The following is a 17,116-nucleotide window of genomic DNA, read 5'->3' on the forward strand; positions in this document are numbered from 1 at the left end:
GGTCGTGGGCATTTGACGGTTACAGGGGCAGAAGCGGACTTCAAGCGGATGGGTCGACTGTGTCCCCGGCGAGCTTCGGGCGGGACGAGGCGTAGAGGACCTGGAGGACGACGTCGAGGATCTCGCGCGCAGAGGAGTCACGGACAGACACGTGGGAGTCGCCGGTCTCGGCCGGAGCCTGTCGGCAGGGGTTCTTCGCGGCCGCGTGATTGTAAGTGGATTCGCGCCAGGCGGCGACTCCGGCGGCGCGCATGACGATTCCGATGATGGAATGGGTCATTGCGCGCAGGGGATGGGTGAGTTCACGGCCCGCCGCCTGCAGGATCCATTCGAGAACCCGTCCGAGTTCGTCGACGAACTCAAGGTTGATGCCGAGCAGCCGCTCTGCCCACTCGGGGTCGCGGATGGAGCGCATGAGCAGTTCGGAGTGCACGACGTACAGGGCCTTGTCCACTCCGATCGCATCGAGGGCCTCGTAGAGAAGGTTCTCCATGAGCAGGGAGTCTTCCTCGTCATTGGGGGACGTCAATTGGGGGCGAGACGCCCAATCGCTCACAGTGTCGCGGAGCCGGTCGATGAGCGCCGCGTACTCGTCTTCGGCGAGGGTCGCAAGCAGGGAGTCCTTCGATGAAAAATTCGAATAGAAGGCGCCGCGTGAGAACCCCGCGACCTTGCAGATGTGTTCAAGATTTGTCGCTTCGACGCCCTCGTCGATAATGATGCGACGGGTTGCGGTGATGAGCTTGTCCTGCGTGTCGAAGCGGTTTCCCACGATCTCTCCTCCCCTGGTCAGTCTAGGGGGAGTCTGCTCTCCCCAGGCTCGTTCGCAATCGATGGCAGACTCTGTGCAAGCGCGGTGATCCTATCGGTCAGCAACGGCTCGACGAGGTCGATGAACTCCTCTCTGGGGAGGGACGCGATCGGTTCGAGTTTGACGATGTAGCGCATGGTGGCGATCCCGTACATGGTGGACAGGGTGATGGCGACTTGTTCTCCGAAGCCCTCGTCGGCTCCGAGGTAGTCGCCGACGCGATCAATGATGTCGGTGCGGATATAGGTGCGGAAGCGCCGCAGCGTCGCCGCGTCTGTCATGAGCGCTCGCATGAGGGCGAACATGGTGTCCGCGGTGAGCCGCTGCTCGTAGATGTCGACGGCGTAGTCGAGCATCCGCCGCACCAGGCCGTCTGGGCCGTCCGCGAGAAGGCGGATGACTTCGGCGGCGGGGTCGAGGGGGAGGTTCATGCAGTCGCGGAAGAGTTTCTGTTTCGATTCGAAGTAGTAGGTGACGAGGGCGGAGTCGCAGCCCGCTCGGCGTGCAATGGCACGGATGGTGGCCCCGTCGTATCCCCTTTCGATGAATTCCTCCCGTGCACAGGTGCGGATACGTTCGCGGACTTCGCCGCGGGCTGCTGCGGGGCCGCGCTTCGCGACCGCGGTATCGATTTTCGTCATGCTGCGCGTTCTCTAATTCTTGGGGTTCATTTCCACACGGCGACTATTCCGCTTGGATGCAGGCGGTTCTGGTGAATCTGGTTTTCGTTGGTTTCCCGGGCGAAGGGGTGATGCGGAGAAACCGAGTCCATTCTAATTTCATCGCCTTTGAAATTCTTGTGTTCGGGATCTAATTTCCAGGTTGAGGAAATAAGGAGAATCCAGATGGAGCAGATTCACATCATGGAGACGCGCACAACGCCCGACCATCCCTGCCATCTCGGCATCGATGTCGGCTCGACGACGGTCAAGGCCGTCGTCCTCGACGGCGACACCATCCTCTTCTCCGACTACCGCCGCCACAACGCCGATGTGCGCGCCGAACTCGCCCGTCTCCTCACTGACATCGACAACCTCTACCCCGGCCTCGTCGTCCGTTCCGCCATCACCGGGTCCGGCGGCCTGGCAACCGCGCGCGCCATGGGGATCCCCTTCGTCCAAGAGGTCATCGCGGGAACCGAATCGACCCGCCGCCTCCACCCCGAAGCCGACGTCGTTATCGAATTGGGGGGAGAGGACGCCAAACTCACCTATCTGCACCCCACCCCCGAACAGCGCATGAACGGCACCTGTGCGGGCGGTACCGGTGCATTCATCGACCAGATGGCCACCCTGCTGCACACCGACGCTTCCGGCCTCAACGATCTTGCCGCGAAACACACGCAGCTCTACCCGATCGCATCGCGCTGCGGCGTCTTCGCCAAATCCGACATCCAGCCCCTCATCAACCAGGGCGCGGCGCACGAAGACCTCGCGGCCTCGATCTTCACCGCCGTCGCCACACAGACCATCGCCGGCCTCGCCTGCGGACGCCCCATCCGCGGAACCGTCATGTTCCTCGGCGGTCCCCTGCACTTCCTCCCGCAGTTGCGCGCCGCCTACAAGGAACTCCTTCCCAAGGCAGATGCATTCGTCACCCCTGACAACGCTCAGCTTTACGTCGCCATTGGAGCCGCCCTCCTCGCCGAACGCAACCACAAGCGTGCCGAATTCGCCGCCGCCTCGTCGATCGGCGCTCCGTCACCCGACGAGGCGCACAGCCTTACCGACCTCATTGATGCCCTCGAGGGCGCTGAAGTCGCCGCTGAGTCGCCCCGCATGCGTCCCCTCTTCGCCGGTGACGCAGAGCGCGAGGAGTTCCGCGCTCGACACGGTCGCGAAGTGATCCCCAAGGGGGAACTTGCTAACGCTCAGGGGCGCTGTTGGCTCGGCATTGACGCGGGCTCCACCACCATCAAGGCAGTCGTCATTGACTCCCAGGACCGCATCGTCTTCACCCACTACGCCTCCAACGAGGGCGACCCTGTCCAGGCGGCTGTTGAGATCGTCAAGCGGGTGCGTAGCGAGCTGCCCGCAGGGACGACCATCGGCCGCTCCTGCGCCACCGGCTACGGCGAGGGGCTCGTCACCGCCGCCCTCACGATGGACGAGGGTGAAATCGAGACCATGGCACACTTCCGGGCTGCGGAATCGATCCAGCCCGGAGTCACCTCTGTTATCGACATCGGTGGGCAGGACATGAAGTACCTGCGCATCCGTGACCGCGCCATCGACTCCATCTCCGTCAACGAGGCGTGTTCATCGGGCTGCGGCTCCTTCCTGCAGACCTTCGCCGAGACGATGGGGACCGATGTTCGCTCCTTCGCCCGCGCTGCTATGGACTCGACCTCGCCCGTGGACCTGGGCACCCGCTGCACCGTCTTCATGAACTCCTCCGTCAAGCAGGCGCAGAAGGAGGGTGCGGATGTCCGCGACATCTCCGCCGGGCTGTCCTACTCGGTGGTGCGCAACGCCCTGTACAAGGTCATCAAGCTCAAGGACCCCTCCGACCTCGGCGAAAAGGTCGTCGTCCAGGGCGGAACCTTCCTCAACGACTCGGTCCTGCGGGCATTCGAACTGCTCACGGGGCGCGAGGTGGTCCGCCCCGACATCGCCGGCCTCATGGGCGCCTACGGTGCGGCGCTCACAGCCCGTATGCACGATGACGGCGAGGGCGAGTCGACGCTCGCCCGTATCGAGGACCTCGAGGGCTTCAGCGTCGACACGACCCGCAAGACCTGCCGCCTGTGCCAGAACCACTGCCAGATGACGATTTCCACCTTCTCCAATGGGGAGCGCCACGTGTCAGGCAACCGGTGCGAGCGCGGAGCCTCCCTGGAGAAGGTTCCGAAGAAGTCCGACCTGCCCAACCTCTTCGACTGGAAGTACAAGAGGATCTTCGGATACCGCCGCCTCACCGACGCGAAAGCGCACCGTGGCGACATGGGCATCCCCCGCGTCCTCGGCATGTACGAGAACTATCCGTTCTGGTTCACGATGCTCACCGAATTGGGCTTCCGCGTCATGGTGTCGGGTCGCTCCAACCACGAACTCTTCGAAACGGGCATGGAGTCGATCCCCTCCGAGAATGTTTGCTACCCGGCCAAACTCGTCCACGGGCATATCGAGTCCCTGCTCGACAAGGGAATCACGAACATCTTCTACCCGTGCGTCAACTTCGAGCAGGAGTCCGACGGCGCCGACAATCATTTCAACTGTCCGGTCGTCGCCACCTACCCGGAGGTGATCCGCAACAACATGGAGCGGCTGCGTGACCCGAATGTGAAGTTCATCAGCCCTTTCATCAACTTCGCCAATCGCGACTACCTGCCCGGCCACCTCGTCACAACCTTCGCCGAATTCGGCTACGACATCTCCCTCGACGAGATGACGAGGGCGCTCGACGCCGCATGGGCGGAGGATGCGGCCGTCAAACAGGAGATCCGTGACAAGGGCGCCGAGGCGATCGAGTGGATGCGCGCCCACGGGGTGCGCGGCATCGTCCTGGCGGGTCGCCCCTACCACCTCGACCCGGAGATCAACCACGGCATCCCCGAGGTCATCGTCGGTCTGGGCATGGGTGTCCTCACCGAGGACTCCATCGCCGATGGTCGCCTGGAGCGTCCCCTGCGCGTGCGCGACCAGTGGTCCTACCACTCGCGGCTCTACGAGGCGGCGGCGCGCGTCGGAGACGAGCCCGACCTCGAACTCGTTCAACTCAACTCCTTCGGCTGCGGCGTCGATGCGATCACCGCCGACCAGGTGCAAGAGATCCTCGAGGGTCGCGGAGACGTCCACACCGTCCTCAAGATCGACGAGGTGTCGAACCTGGGGGCCGCGAAGATCCGTCTGCGTTCCCTGGACGCGGCCGTCGCAGAGCGCGCCGCCGTCTCGCAGACGGTGGATACGACCCGCATCGATCCGGCGCAGCGGGCCGCCGACGACGAGCGAGCAGCGGTCGAGGCCGGACACATCCAGCCGCGCGCCATCTTCACCAAGGAGATGCGCGAGGCGGGGTATGAGATCCTCGCTCCGCAGATGGCGCCGATTCATTTCCGCCTCGTCGTCCCCGTCCTGCGCAAGGCGGGCCTCAATGTCCGCCTCCTCGAGCATACGAACCGCGAGTCCATGGAGACGGGCCTCAAGTACGTTAACAACGACTCCTGCTATCCGGCGATCGTCGTCATCGGTCAACTCCTCGACGAATTCGTGTCCGGTCGCGCCGATCCCGATAAGACAGCGGTGGCGATCACGCAGACCGGCGGCATGTGCCGCGCCACGAACTATGCATCGCTGCTGCGCAAGGGCATGCGCGACGCCGGATACCCCCAGGTTCCCGTCATCGCCGTGTCCGTCCAGGGCCTTGAGGACAACCCCGGTTTCGAGTTGACGCTGCCCCTCGTTCACAAGACGATCCAGGCTCTCGTCATCGGCGACGCGATCCAGTCGATGCTCCTGCGGGTCCGCCCCTACGAGGCCGTTGCCGGCTCCGCCATGGAGCTGTACCGCCGATGGGACACGATCTGCCAGGAGTGGCTGGCCACCGGCAGGTCCGCGACATTCGGCAAGAGGCTTACCTATTCCGGCCTCATCGCCGCCTGTGTGAGGGAATTCGACGCCCTCGAGCTGACGGACGAGCCGCGCAGGCCCAGGGTCGGCCTCGTCGGTGAGATCCTCGTGAAGTTCCACCCCGACGCGAATAACCATGCGGTCGACGTCATTGAGGCGGAGGGTTGCGAGGCCGAGCTTCCCGGGCTCATGCAGTTCTTCCACAATTCGGTGGCGACCTCGGACTGGGATCGGGAGAACCTCGGCATTGATGGGCGCGGACAGAGGATGCTACCGATCGCGCTGTGGGCGATGCTCCAATACGAGAAGCCCGTCAAGAGGGCCTTTGCGAAGACCGGCGGCAAGTTCGAGCCGCACCGCGACATCAGGGAGATGGCCGCTCGCTCGCAGGACATCGCCCGGCTGGGGAATCAGGCCGGCGAGGGCTGGTACCTCACGGCGGAGATGGTCGACATGATCGAGCACGGCTGCCCGAATATCATCTGCGCCCAGCCCTTCGCGTGTCTGCCGAACCACATCGTCGGCAAGGGCATGTTCCGTGCGCTGCGCAGCCGCTACCCGGAGGCGAATGTCGTCGCCGTGGACTACGACCCGGGCGCCTCCGAGGTGAATCAGCTCAATCGCATCAAACTCATGCTCTCGACGGCTTTGGAGCGCCGCAATGAGGGCCTCGGAGATGATGGGGGTGTTCTGGAACTGCACGGTATCGACTTCGATAACGCACCCGCCTCGGGATGCTCGGGATGCGACACAGGCCTCGGCGGCGGACGCGTCGTCCTCGGTATGCCGCAGATGCCCAAGCGTGGAGCCGCCTTCCGCTGAGAGCGTGCGCAGCCGGGCGGGCTGTGGCCTGCTGAGTTCGGAAAGCGAGTTTCGACCGCATCCCGTTCGACTCAACGAGTGGGGGTGACGCGTCCGTCGTCTACGGGCGGGAGACCGTTGTGGTGAGAGTTGTCTGGGGCGGCATTGTCATTCACCGAAGCGGCATTCACGAGTTCGGAATGCCGGACGGCGGCTGCGGTGAGGATGGAATCGATGACGAAATCAGTGGTGGCGACGAGATCAATCTCATCAGGGGCGAGTAGCCATTGGGTTTGGATTCCGTCCATGGCTCCTATGAGGCTGGCGGCAGCGACTGTGAGCTCGTCATCGGTGAGAGCGGTGCATCCCATGTCAGCAAGAGCGTCGCCCACCTGTCGGCGTAGACGGTGGAAGCGCTCTTGGAAGTACTTTTTCGCAGGGCTCTTTTCAGTCACAGACTCGCCGCACAGTACCGCGTACGCCTGTACGACTCCGGGACGTTCTTCATTCATGCGCACTGTGCGCTTGAAATGCGAGAAGAGGGCCTCGCCCATGGGGAGTTGGTGTCCTTCGATCTCGTCGAGGTCGCTTTGATCTCTGAAGCGAATGACTTCAAGAAGCAATGCGTGTTTGGAGTGGAAGTGATGCAGTACGCCTGAATGCGTCATCCCCACTTGTTCGCCGATTTCCTGAAGGGATCCGTTGTGAAAGCCGCGCTGGCCGAATACATCCATGGCGGCGCGCAATATGTCCCGTCTTGTCGCGTCAGCTTCTCCACGAGGACGTCGGCGGGGCTTGTCTGATCCGGGGGTCACGATAAGAAGCATAACTCGCGCTCTGTTGCGGGTCCGCGTCTAGACCGGTGACGTCGGGTCCTGATGACGGGCAGGGGAACTTCAGACGCGCGCCACGCGCCGAGGTGATTCAAGAATCCGGGACTGTTCTTCTCCGATCGGAGGGCGGGATTCGTCCGATAAGAGGTGGAACCGTGAGGCGCTGGGAGGATGACGGTCAGATTGGTGTTGGGATGGTCACTCCTCGGTGTGTTTGAGGGAAACATACTGACTGATGTATGCGTCGATGCCATCGGGCCTAGACTCCGTTGTCTGCGAAGACGATCCAGCGGGCGCTCCTAATGTTTCTGTTCGATAAACTTGCTGACAGGTAAGTTAGTTATTGTTACGCTGTTGCTCATCACGAGGGGGTGATGGCTGATGGCTGAGGTCGATGATGACTCCAGACCCGTGCAGGGCGGGAGTCTGTCGGGGGCGAGTCGCGACTACTGCGCACTGCTTAAAAGGCTGACTCTGCGAGAGAAAATCTCTCTTCTCACTGGTGAGACGGCGTGGACATTGTCTCCCGTGGAAGCGATCGGATTGCGACGAATCGTCATGTCTGACGGCGGAGTCGGAATACGCATGAGGAATCGCGCGGACGACCGATCCGTTGAGTTGCTTCCCAATCCCTCGGCCGTTGCCGCCTGCTGGGATGCGGATGCAGCGCGACAAGCGGGTGATCTCATTGGTCATCAGGCGCGCAGGTGCGGAATCGACGTGCTCCTGGCACCGCAAATTAATCTTCAGAGAACCCCACTGGCTGGTCGGATTTTCGAGTGTTTCAGCGAAGACCCGTTCCTCACAGGAGAGCTTGCTGCTGGTTTCATCAGAGGCGTTCAAGCCAACGGTGTGGCAGCGTGTCCGAAGCACTATGTTGCGAATGAATGTGAAACTGAACGGACGACGTCAGTTTCAGTGGTTGATGAAACGACATTGCGCGAGACGTACCTGCTTCCTTTTGAACAAGCTGTGCGTGCAGGCGCATGGACGGTCATGGCCGCGTACAACGGAGTGGACGACGGGACGCAACGCGCCCCGGCTACTGAGCATCATCATCTGCTGAGCGTGATCCTCAAGGATGAATGGGGTTTCGATGGAACCGTCATCTCGGATTGGACCGCGGCACGTTCGACCGTGCCAACAGCACGAGCCGGGCTCGACATCACTATGCCAGGACCGAGCGGACCATGGGGAGACGCTCTCCTCGAGGCGGTGCAACAAGGACTCGTGGAAGAAGACGTCGTCGATGACAAGGTTGTGAGGATCCTGCGTCTTGCTGATCGTGTGGGCGCCTTCGATGACCAGACCCCACCGTCGACGACATTCATCGATGGAACGGCAGTTTGTCGATCATTGGCATCGAAGGCGATGGTCCTGCTCAAGAACGACGACAACACGTTGCCTCTCAATGTAGAACAGCTCAGCAGCATCGCTCTCATCGGACCGAATGCTCAGAGGCTCTTCATTCAGGGCGGTGGCTCTTCGAATCTCGGGTCTCAGTACTGGGCGAGCCTGAGTGAGGCATTCGCTTCGGAACTGCCGGGACTTCCATGCCGCAGTGAAGTCGGAGTAGCGCAGACTGTGCACAATCTCGGTGTCAAACCAGAACGGTGCTCTTTCGGTGGTGCCGAGAATGCGCTGTCGATCACTGAGCTTTCGGCGAGTGGCGAGGTGATATCGCACCGAGTGGCACCATGGGACGGTGCGGCGCCATCTATTACACCTGGTACGGAGAGGCTGAGAATCGCAGGAGCCATAGATCTTCACGAACCTGGAATACATCGATTGGGCCTGGCGACACTGGCCTCAATGACGCTGTCGTGCAATGGAGGGATCCTCGAGCAGACAACAGGCTCCCTCGACGACACCGTCAACATCGATTCCTCTTTTGAACACCCCGAGTGCGTGATGCATGACATTGAGGGAGGTCGTGTCGTAGATGTCGAAGCGGTAGTCGATGTCTTTCACTCACCCGGCTGGGGCGATCAAGTCTTCGCGCAACTGCGGCACGAGCCTCCCTCGACGGACGATCCACTCGAGAAGGCGCTACGCGCAGTGGACGAATCGGATGCGACGATCCTCGTCCTGGGAACTGATGAGCACATCGAATCCGAGGGGTGGGATCGAAGCTCAATCTCATTGCCAACTGACCAGAATCGGTTGGCTGAAGCCGTCCTCGCCCGCGATCCGTGCGCCGTCATCGTGATCAACGCAGGAGCCCCTCTTGAATTACCGTGGATCGATCGGGCTCGAACCATCCTGTGGTGCTGGCTTCCCGGTCAAGAAGGCGGGCGGGCCCTCGTAGACGTCCTGATCGGAACTGCGGAGCCGACGGGGCGTTTGCCGTGGACGCTGCCGCAGCGTCTGTCCGACCATCCGATCGGGAATCCGACGCCTGTCAATGGGGCCGTGGTCTACTCTGAAGGGCCCCGAATCGGCTACCGAGGCTGGAAATCAGGTGTCTGTCGGCCAGCGTTTCCATTCGGACATGGACTTGGATGGGGTGCCTGGGAGTATGAGCGCGCAGCGTATTCCCAATGCGAGGACGGCTCTTCAGTATCAATCGTCATCACGAATACCGCAGTTCGGCGTTCGTTGGAATCGGTGCAGGTGTACGGTCGGTGCATCGCTGAAGGATGCTGTTGCGACCGTCACCGAGACTTCAGACTTGTGGGCCACCAACGTGTCAGTGTCGATGCGGGTCAGACGCGTACCGTTCGCGTAAACCTATGGGATCGCGCGCTTGCTACGTGGCGTTCCGATCATGGATGGCAACGACACTCCGGCATCTACGAGCTCGCCATTGGACGTTCTCGCAACGACATTCGAATCACAGTAGAAGTAGCAATGACCGACATTCGTTTTGACGATGAACCGACCGTCAATGAACACTCAAGGAGTACCTCATGTCTAGGAAACACGCGATCGCCATGAGTGTCCTGGTGGGCACTCTCGCACTCGGCCTATCCGCCTGTAGTCAAACCACTTCTCCCACAACGACACGAAGTACGGCATCCGAGCCCGTCACAGTACTTGCAGTGGATGGGCCAGAAAGCGACGCCCTTGCAGACGGTACTGCGGATTTTACAAAGGCTTCCGGTATCGAGGTGAAAGTCGAAAAAGTTGCGCGAGACGTGTGGGGGCAGCGCAAGGTTTCTGAACTCATCCAAGACGCGGGTCAGTACGATGTCGTATTCATCGGCGGTGGAGATGACGCGCTGTGGGGGTTGAAGAAGGCTCACGTTTCCGATGTCTCCGCAGTGATCGATAAGAAGGTCCTCGACGATGTCTTGCATTCGGATCTCTACACGCGGGACGACGGAGTCCTCATCGGAGTGCCCCAGTACTTCAACTTCCCAATGTTCTTCTACCGTCAAGATCTCTTCGGCGATCCGGAGGAGAAGAGCGCATTCGCAGCTCAGTACGGACGAGAGCTCGCTCCCCCGAATTCCTTCGATGAGATGGTCCAACTCGCTCAGTTCTTCCATCGTCCGCCGGAACTCTACGGCTTCTGCATGGGCGGAACCGACTGGTCGATCTCCGGAGACAACACGCGTCTTCTATACGGATTGGGAGGCAACTACGGAGACATCCCGACGGGAGATCTCACCATGAATACTCCCGAAAACATCCAAGCGATGACTTATGTGCAGCAGCTCATTTCTTTCAATGCGCCAGGTTGGGAAACGCAGTCATTCTTCGACTGTGATCAACTCATGCAGGAGGGGAAGAGCGCGATGTACATGAACTGGCTCTATGCCTCCAACACGCTTCGATCCACGATGGGAGACAAGGTCGGAATGGCGCCGCTGCCGGGTGCTGATACCGAGATAGGATCAATGATCGCAACGATTCCCGAGGCCTCAACGAATAAGGAAGCCGCAGGCAGATTCCTCACGTGGATGCTGAGTGACGAGTATCAAGTGTCGCAGAGCGTTGCGACTGGGAATCTTCCGGCCCGCGAGGGGCTCCTGAGCAATCCCGAGATCCGCAGTTCCCTTGTAGGGATCGAGGATCTTGAAAAGGTAGTCCACCATCTCACCTATAACCACACCACGTGGGCTTCGGAATTGACTTCCGGTGTGGCGGAAGGACTGGCGAAGGTCATGACGAAGCAGGAGAGCCCTAGTGAAGTGGCGAAGTGGCTTCAGGACGAAAAGTTCGCGGGACGCAAGGCGATCGAGTGAGCATTCCGGCATCGCTGAAAGACGCATGACGGTCTAATAGGAGGATGGGATGACGCAGGAGAGGCGGTTTCACACGGACGGTGTGATGATCAAGCGACGGTCCGGCACTGGCTGGGCTCTGACTTCTCCTGCAATACTCATCGTTGGGGCTGTCATGTTCTTCCCGCTCGTTTACCTACTGTCAATGTCCTTCACCGAATATGCGCCGATGCGTTCGGAAACCGCGCACTTCGTCGGAGTTGAAAACTATCTGAGGATCGCGAGCGACGATCTCGTCGTCAAATCCTTAAGAGTGACTCTCATCTTCACGTTTGCCTCGGTTGCCCTCGAAATGCTTATTGGTCTCGTGTGCGCACTCGGACTGGCACACATCATGATGCATGCGCAGGGGCGCTTCGGTGTTCTTATCGGAAAGGTCCTGGCATCGTCATTCATTTTGCCGTTTGCGATTCCGGCAGTTGCGGGGGCATTCGCCTGGAAGATGCTCCTTGACGCGCAATTCGGGCCTGTCAACGCTCTCCTGGGCACACATACGCCGTGGCTCGTCGAGCATCCGATTGTTTCGATCATCATCATTGACGCCTGGAAGATGATGCCCTTCGTTCTCTTCGTACTCCTCGCGGCGATCCTATCCATCGATCAATCCCAATTTGAAGCGGCTGAACTGGATGGTGCCGGCCCGTGGATCACACTGTGGTCCATCACCATGCCCTCGATTCTTCCGGTGTTTCTGGTGACAGCGGCGTTTCGTGCCGTCGACGCTTTCACCAAGGTCTTCGACACGGTTTTCGTCACGACCGGTGGAGGACCCGGAACGGATACCCAGGTTATTCCGCTACTCATCTGGAAGACCGCGTTCACCAACCTTGATTACGGGCGAGCCGCGGCTTTGGCGCTGGTGGCAATGGTCGTCTCATTTGCGTTCGGAAGCATCCTACTGAAACGGAAGACTGAACAATGAAACGGAGACTCCGTCGTTCGGCGCGTCGGCGCCTTACTCTCATTCTCTCCGCTGCGAGTCTCGCGGTCTTCTCCGTCGTGAATCTCGTCCCGCTCGCCTGGATGCTCGTTGCCTCCTTCCGAGCGGACAGTGATATCTTCTCGAGTGCACCACTCGATTTGGCTCTTCGTCCGACGTTTGAGCACTACAACAACCTGTTTGTGCGCTTCCACTTCGCCACCTCAACGCTCAACAGTGTCTTCATCGCCGTGTCAACAGTCCTCATCAGCGTCTTCGTCGGAGGAGCGGCCGCCTACGGATTCTCTCGGTACCCCTTCACAGGCAGCGGTGCGCTACTCGGAGTTCTGATCCTTGCACGCCTCGTCACTCCATCAGCCTTAGTGATCCCGTTGTTCCTGCTGATGCAACAGCTCAAGATGCTCAATACGTTGACATCAGTCATTGTCGGGGTATCGGTCCTTAATCTCCCGTTTGTCATCTGGCTGTTAAAGCCATTCTTCGACCTATTACCGAAGGAGGTTGAAGAAGCGGCACTACTCGATGGATTATCGCCATTCGGCGTCTTCCGAAGAATCGTTCTTCCCCTTGCCAAGCCGGGAATCATGACCGTGATTCTTTACAGCTTCTTAGCCGGTTGGACGGATCTTCTGTTCCCGATGAGCTTCATTACCGATGAATCGATCATGCCGTTGACCTCGTCACTGATGCAAATGCAAACAGGATACAAGATCTACTGGGGGGAATTGATGGCAGGAGGTCTCGTCCTCACACTTCCCGCGTTGGTCGTGGCACTAGCACTCCAGAAGTACCTTCTTAGTGGTATGCGTCTCGGATATAGATAGGAGATGCCGATGTATGCAGTGAAAACTGACGCGCCAGGCAACTGGCGTCAACTCGAAGGGGCTGCTCCTCCCGCGTTCACTTTTGAAGAATGCGAACAACTGGAACAAATCCGCTGGGGGACGGCGACTGCGGCTTTCCAAGTTGAAGGAGGTGCTCATCAGGGCGGACGGAGCGATTCGGTGTGGGATGTATTCGCGCGTCTCCCCGGTGCGATTCACCGGGGGGAGAATGCGGAACATACATGTGGGTTCTACGAGGGGTGCTGGGGTGATGCTCTTAAACGACTGCAGTGGCTCGACATTGCCGACTATCGTTTTTCGGTGTCGTGGAGCAGGGTCGTTCCCGCTCGTGACGGAGCAGTGAATCAAGAAGGGCTGGAATACTACCTGAGGATCGTCGATGATCTGCAAGAAGTCGGGATTCACCCCATCGTCACGCTGTATCACTGGGACCTCCCTCAGTGGCTTGAAGACGAGGGAGGTTGGTTGGCTCCACGAGCGGTGGATGAATTCTGCCGCTTCGTTGAAATCGTGTGCTCCGCCATGTCTGGCCGACATATCTCCTGGATCACTCTCAATGAACCGTTCTGCACGGCGTTTCATGGTTACTACACAGGACTCCACGCACCAGGAAAACACAGAGACCCCCAATGGCTGGACGTGGCGATCACTCTCATCGATGCGCATTTAGCGGCTCTTGCGACGATTCGAAGAGTGGATCCCGGTGGCGAGGTGGGTATCGCTATCAACCTCTCCGATGTCTGTCTTCATTCACAAGCCGATGAGAATGCTGGCAGAGTAATCGACCTGGTGGAAAACCGACTCTTCATGGACCCGTTGTTATCGGGGACTCTCCCCGAAGATGCTGTCGATATATTCGGTGCGGACCGCTGGGAGCGGGCGTTAGCTCGGTTGGCCCACGACCTCAACTCTCATCGCATGGATTTCATCGGCGTCAACTATTACGAGCAGCATATTGTCGCCCGGGCTCAGAAGGATCAGCAGCCCATCATCGCTGACGCCGTCAAGATGAATCGCATTGGACTGCGCAGCGCAAACGGCGTTGCCGTCGCACCGGATGGTCTCGGACGCGTGCTTGAACGCGTGTCGGACCGCACCCGACTACCGATTTGGATTACAGAAATTGGAATAGGACTACACGATCGAATTGATGATAACGGTACGTGCAATGACTTTGAACGGATCTATTTCTTCGCGGAGAACCTGCGGATGGTAGCGCAGTCGCGCATGTCCGGAATCAATATTGCTCGGGTTATTCTTTGGACTCTCCAAGATAATTTTGAATGGTCAGACGGCTATGGTCTGAATTATGGTCTTTTTCACACCGATTTCGCCTCGCAGGTCTGTCGGCCGAAAGCGAGCGCATTCTGGGTGAAAGAAATGATTACATCCAGTGGTGGAGGCGCTCCCACTGGATGCGGTAATGGAACTCGGCGCGCGAATACAGAAAGGTAAGACGGTGAGCGACATGATGTCACATCGCACGGTTCTCGGAGCAGGGATGGTTCTAGCGGTGGGGGCGGTGGGGCTGATAGGAGTCGATGAGTCGACAGCTGCCTCGTCCAGTTCCTTCGCTGTATGGCACTCGGATCAGACGGGTACTTCTCAGGTGGAGTACGGTGGCGATCTGTCGGTTGAATCAGGTACCCTGCACGCCGATGCGACCGTCTGGGTTGATGACTCTGTAACGGGACAGTCCTACATGGGCGTTGGCGCTTCCTTCACCGACTCATCCGCTCAGCTGATGATGCAGCTGAAGAATGACGACAAAGCTGCTTACGACGAACTTTTGAACCGGGTGTTCTCTCCGAGCGAGTACAACATGACGGTCTGGCGAGTCCCTATGGGATCATCCGATTTTACCGGTGCTGCCGCGCATTGGACGAACGCCGACGTGAAGGGGCCAGACGATGACGTTCTTGCGAACTTCGCACTCACTCCTCGAGACACCCAGTACATCATTCCGCTGATCAAAGATGCGTTGGCGGTGAACCCCGACCTCAAGCTCATTGCCAGCCCGTGGGGTGCTCCAGCGTGGATGAAGACGAACGATTCAATCGTCTGCCATTCCAATGGAGTTGACGGCGAATTGCGTTACGAATACCGCCAGGCATGGGCGGAGTATTTTGTGAAGTGGCTGGATGCCTACCGTGCTCAAGGAATTGAAATGTGGGCAGTCACTCCTCAGAATGAACCCCGATACTGTCCGGATACATATCCCGGTATCAGCTGGACTGCTGAAAGCCAGGTTCAATGGATAACTACGAATCTCGTGCCCACTCTTCGCATGAATGGATACCAGCAGCAGATCTTCGGTTGGGATCACAATTTTACTTCCGCTGAATTTGCAGCAACACTGCTTCACCAGACGACGAATAACGAACTCTCCGGCTTCGCATGGCACTGCTACGACAATGATGCAGATCCCGCCTATATGGAAAAAGTATACAACATTGATCCTTCGCGGCGAGTCATAGAGAGCGAGTGTTCCTCGACATCCGCGCCAACAGATATCATTCGCTTCAGCTCAGCTGAAATGGCTCTCCGCTCGTTCCAGAATCGAGCTGAAGCAGTGATCCTGTGGAACTTCGCGCTCGACAAGTTCGGAGGTCCACATCTGGGAGGATGTGTCGGCTGCCATCCATTGGTGACGGTCGACGCTCCGGCTTCCTCGAGCGCGCACTGGACTGTTCACCCAAATTTGAGCCACATGGCGCAAATCAGTAGATTCGTAGCTCAAGGAGCAACGCAAGTCGCCTCGACTGAAGATGCTCATGGTGTAGTGACTGCCGCTTTCAAGAACCCGAATGGGGAGCTCGTTATCATCGCGAATAACAGTCGAGATACAAACGCCTCTATCGCCATCAATGTGAATCGGCACTCCCACGTTCTTTACACCTTCGGTCCTCGGGAGACCGTTACTTTCGTCGGTGCCGTTCCTGCTGCCAGTCCGTTGCCGACAACGCCAACAGCGGAGAGAAGTTACAGGATCGTGTCTCGAGCGAGCGGAAAGACGATAGGAACGTGTGCGGGTTCCACTGACAACGGGGCGTGCATAGTGCAGTGGGTCGATGACGGCGATCTAGACCAACGTTGGATCGTGAGAGATGCGGGCGATGGCTACGTCAACCTGGTGAATGCGAAGTCCGGGAAAGCGCTGGACGTGCCCAACGGCCAATCCGCGAACGGTACTCAGCTCCAACAGTGGGAGATTACCGGAAACGGAAACGTCAATCAGCAATGGAGAGTCGTTGCACGGGCGGGAGGATGGTTATCGATCGTCAATCGTGGAAACGGACGAGCCGTTGATCTGCCTTCGGGATCGGTGATGAATGGCGAAGTTTACCAACAGTGGGCGGCTGATCCGTTGAATACGAATCAGCAGTTCATGTTCGTTCCTGTAGACTGAAGTCGTTGCGGACATGATGGAATGAGCGTCATCAATATGAGAGCTTCTTCGCATTTCACAAGACCAGATCCATCCACAGGGTGAAGGCTGACGGATGTGAGGGAAGCATGGGACACACGCCGCCGCTTCACGCCTCAGTCATCACCGTGCCGGATCGCTGTTCGACGGGCATCGCCCAGGATGTGTCCGGCCCACGCGCCGTTGAGCTTCTCGGTCCGTCACGGCATTGTCGCGGACCTCCTCCTCGTCCCCGACAAGATCGAAGTCATTCGACGGGCGATTTGAGAGGTTCTCGACTTCGGTGCGCGCTTCGTCGGTGTCACATCGCGACACGAAGACGGTGCTCTCGTCGTCAACACCCACGGGTCGCGCTGCGGGGTAGCCGACGCTATCAAGGTGATCAACCCGCGCGTCCTCCTCGGTATGCCGCAGATGCCCAAGCGTGGAGCCGCCTTCCGCTGAGAGCGTGCGCAGTTTCGTCGGGTGACCCCTCAGCCGAACAGCTGGATTGGCAGAATCATGCGGATTCTGTATCGGGTTGCTGGGTGGTGAACGGGAAACTGCGTGCGTTCGTTAAATCGATCGCCGACACTCGCCTCGCCCACTGGGCTTCGCAAGAAATATTCGAACAGGCGGTGCCGCTATGAATCGAAATCGTAGAACCCGACTGAGGGGCGGTA

The 17,116-nt window shown here is 59.1% G+C and carries 10 protein-coding genes; 7 read left to right on the plus strand and 3 right to left on the minus strand.

The window, feature by feature from the left end; genetic code table 11:
* Nucleotides 1–40: 40 nt before the first annotated feature.
* Together BQ7471_RS09465 and BQ7471_RS09470 are read right to left on the minus strand one after the other, a co-directional pair.
* A complete protein-coding gene (locus BQ7471_RS09465) occupies nt 41–772 on the minus strand; it encodes a TetR/AcrR family transcriptional regulator (RefSeq protein WP_076465802.1) in 732 nt (243 codons plus the stop codon).
* A gap of 17 nt (nt 773–789) precedes the next feature.
* A complete protein-coding gene (locus tag BQ7471_RS09470) occupies nt 790–1,452 on the minus strand; it encodes a TetR/AcrR family transcriptional regulator (RefSeq protein ID WP_076465803.1) in 663 nt (220 codons plus the stop codon).
* Between the two features lie 204 nt (nt 1,453–1,656).
* Here BQ7471_RS09470 and BQ7471_RS09475 point away from each other — a divergent pair, with 204 nt between their 5' ends.
* Complete coding sequence (locus BQ7471_RS09475; protein WP_407922688.1) at nt 1,657–6,201, plus strand: acyl-CoA dehydratase activase-related protein; 4,545 nt, start codon at nt 1,657–1,659, stop codon at nt 6,199–6,201.
* A gap of 71 nt (nt 6,202–6,272) precedes the next feature.
* Here BQ7471_RS09475 and BQ7471_RS09480 read toward each other — a convergent pair whose 3' ends face one another.
* The gene (locus tag BQ7471_RS09480) at nt 6,273–7,007 is read right to left on the minus strand and encodes a TetR/AcrR family transcriptional regulator (RefSeq protein ID WP_083663358.1); all 735 of its coding nucleotides are present in this window, start codon (nt 7,005–7,007) and stop codon (nt 6,273–6,275) included.
* Nucleotides 7,008–7,394: 387 nt separating this feature from the next.
* Here BQ7471_RS09480 and BQ7471_RS09485 point away from each other — a divergent pair, with 387 nt between their 5' ends.
* From BQ7471_RS09485 to BQ7471_RS09510, 6 genes are all read left to right on the plus strand, one after another.
* Entirely contained in the window at nt 7,395–9,950 is a 2,556-nt protein-coding gene (locus BQ7471_RS09485; RefSeq protein WP_083663359.1) for a beta-glucosidase, read from the plus strand.
* On the plus strand, nt 9,923–11,203 hold the full coding sequence (locus BQ7471_RS09490; RefSeq protein WP_083663360.1) for an ABC transporter substrate-binding protein: 1,281 nt from the start codon (nt 9,923–9,925) through the stop codon (nt 11,201–11,203). The genes BQ7471_RS09485 and BQ7471_RS09490 overlap by 28 nt, the downstream gene beginning before the upstream one ends.
* Before the next feature lie 49 nt (nt 11,204–11,252).
* A complete protein-coding gene (locus BQ7471_RS09495; RefSeq protein WP_083663361.1) occupies nt 11,253–12,164 on the plus strand; it encodes a carbohydrate ABC transporter permease in 912 nt (303 codons plus the stop codon).
* Between the two features lie 101 nt (nt 12,165–12,265).
* Nucleotides 12,266–13,006, plus strand: coding sequence for a carbohydrate ABC transporter permease (locus BQ7471_RS09500; protein WP_159438541.1), 741 nt, complete (start codon nt 12,266–12,268; stop codon nt 13,004–13,006).
* Between the two features lie 3 nt (nt 13,007–13,009).
* A complete protein-coding gene (locus tag BQ7471_RS09505; RefSeq protein ID WP_083663362.1) occupies nt 13,010–14,482 on the plus strand; it encodes a glycoside hydrolase family 1 protein in 1,473 nt (490 codons plus the stop codon).
* A complete protein-coding gene (locus BQ7471_RS09510; protein WP_076465812.1) occupies nt 14,451–16,436 on the plus strand; it encodes an RICIN domain-containing protein in 1,986 nt (661 codons plus the stop codon). Before BQ7471_RS09505 ends, BQ7471_RS09510 begins: the two co-directional genes overlap by 32 nt.
* Nucleotides 16,437–17,116: the final 680 nt, after the last annotated feature.

It is taken from the genome of Actinomyces mediterranea, assembly GCF_900155595.1.
In the GTDB taxonomy this organism is placed as follows: Bacteria; Actinomycetota; Actinomycetes; order Actinomycetales; family Actinomycetaceae; genus Pauljensenia; species Pauljensenia mediterranea.

Bases quoted from the DNA above. Each gene is read 5' to 3' on its own strand.
- BQ7471_RS09470 (WP_076465803.1), bottom strand. From the start codon at position 1,452: ATGACGAAAATCGATACCGCGGTCGCGAAGCGCGGCCCCGCAGCAGCC.
- BQ7471_RS09475 (WP_407922688.1), top strand. From the start codon at position 1,657: ATGGAGCAGATTCACATCATGGAGACGCGCACAACGCCCGACCATCCC.
- BQ7471_RS09480 (WP_083663358.1), bottom strand. From the start codon at position 7,007: ATGCTTCTTATCGTGACCCCCGGATCAGACAAGCCCCGCCGACGTCCT.
- BQ7471_RS09485 (WP_083663359.1), top strand. From the start codon at position 7,395: ATGGCTGAGGTCGATGATGACTCCAGACCCGTGCAGGGCGGGAGTCTG.
- BQ7471_RS09490 (WP_083663360.1), top strand. From the start codon at position 9,923: ATGTCTAGGAAACACGCGATCGCCATGAGTGTCCTGGTGGGCACTCTC.
- BQ7471_RS09495 (WP_083663361.1), top strand. From the start codon at position 11,253: ATGACGCAGGAGAGGCGGTTTCACACGGACGGTGTGATGATCAAGCGA.
- BQ7471_RS09500 (WP_159438541.1), top strand. From the start codon at position 12,266: ATGCTCGTTGCCTCCTTCCGAGCGGACAGTGATATCTTCTCGAGTGCA.
- BQ7471_RS09505 (WP_083663362.1), top strand. From the start codon at position 13,010: ATGCCGATGTATGCAGTGAAAACTGACGCGCCAGGCAACTGGCGTCAA.
- BQ7471_RS09510 (WP_076465812.1), top strand. From the start codon at position 14,451: ATGGAACTCGGCGCGCGAATACAGAAAGGTAAGACGGTGAGCGACATG.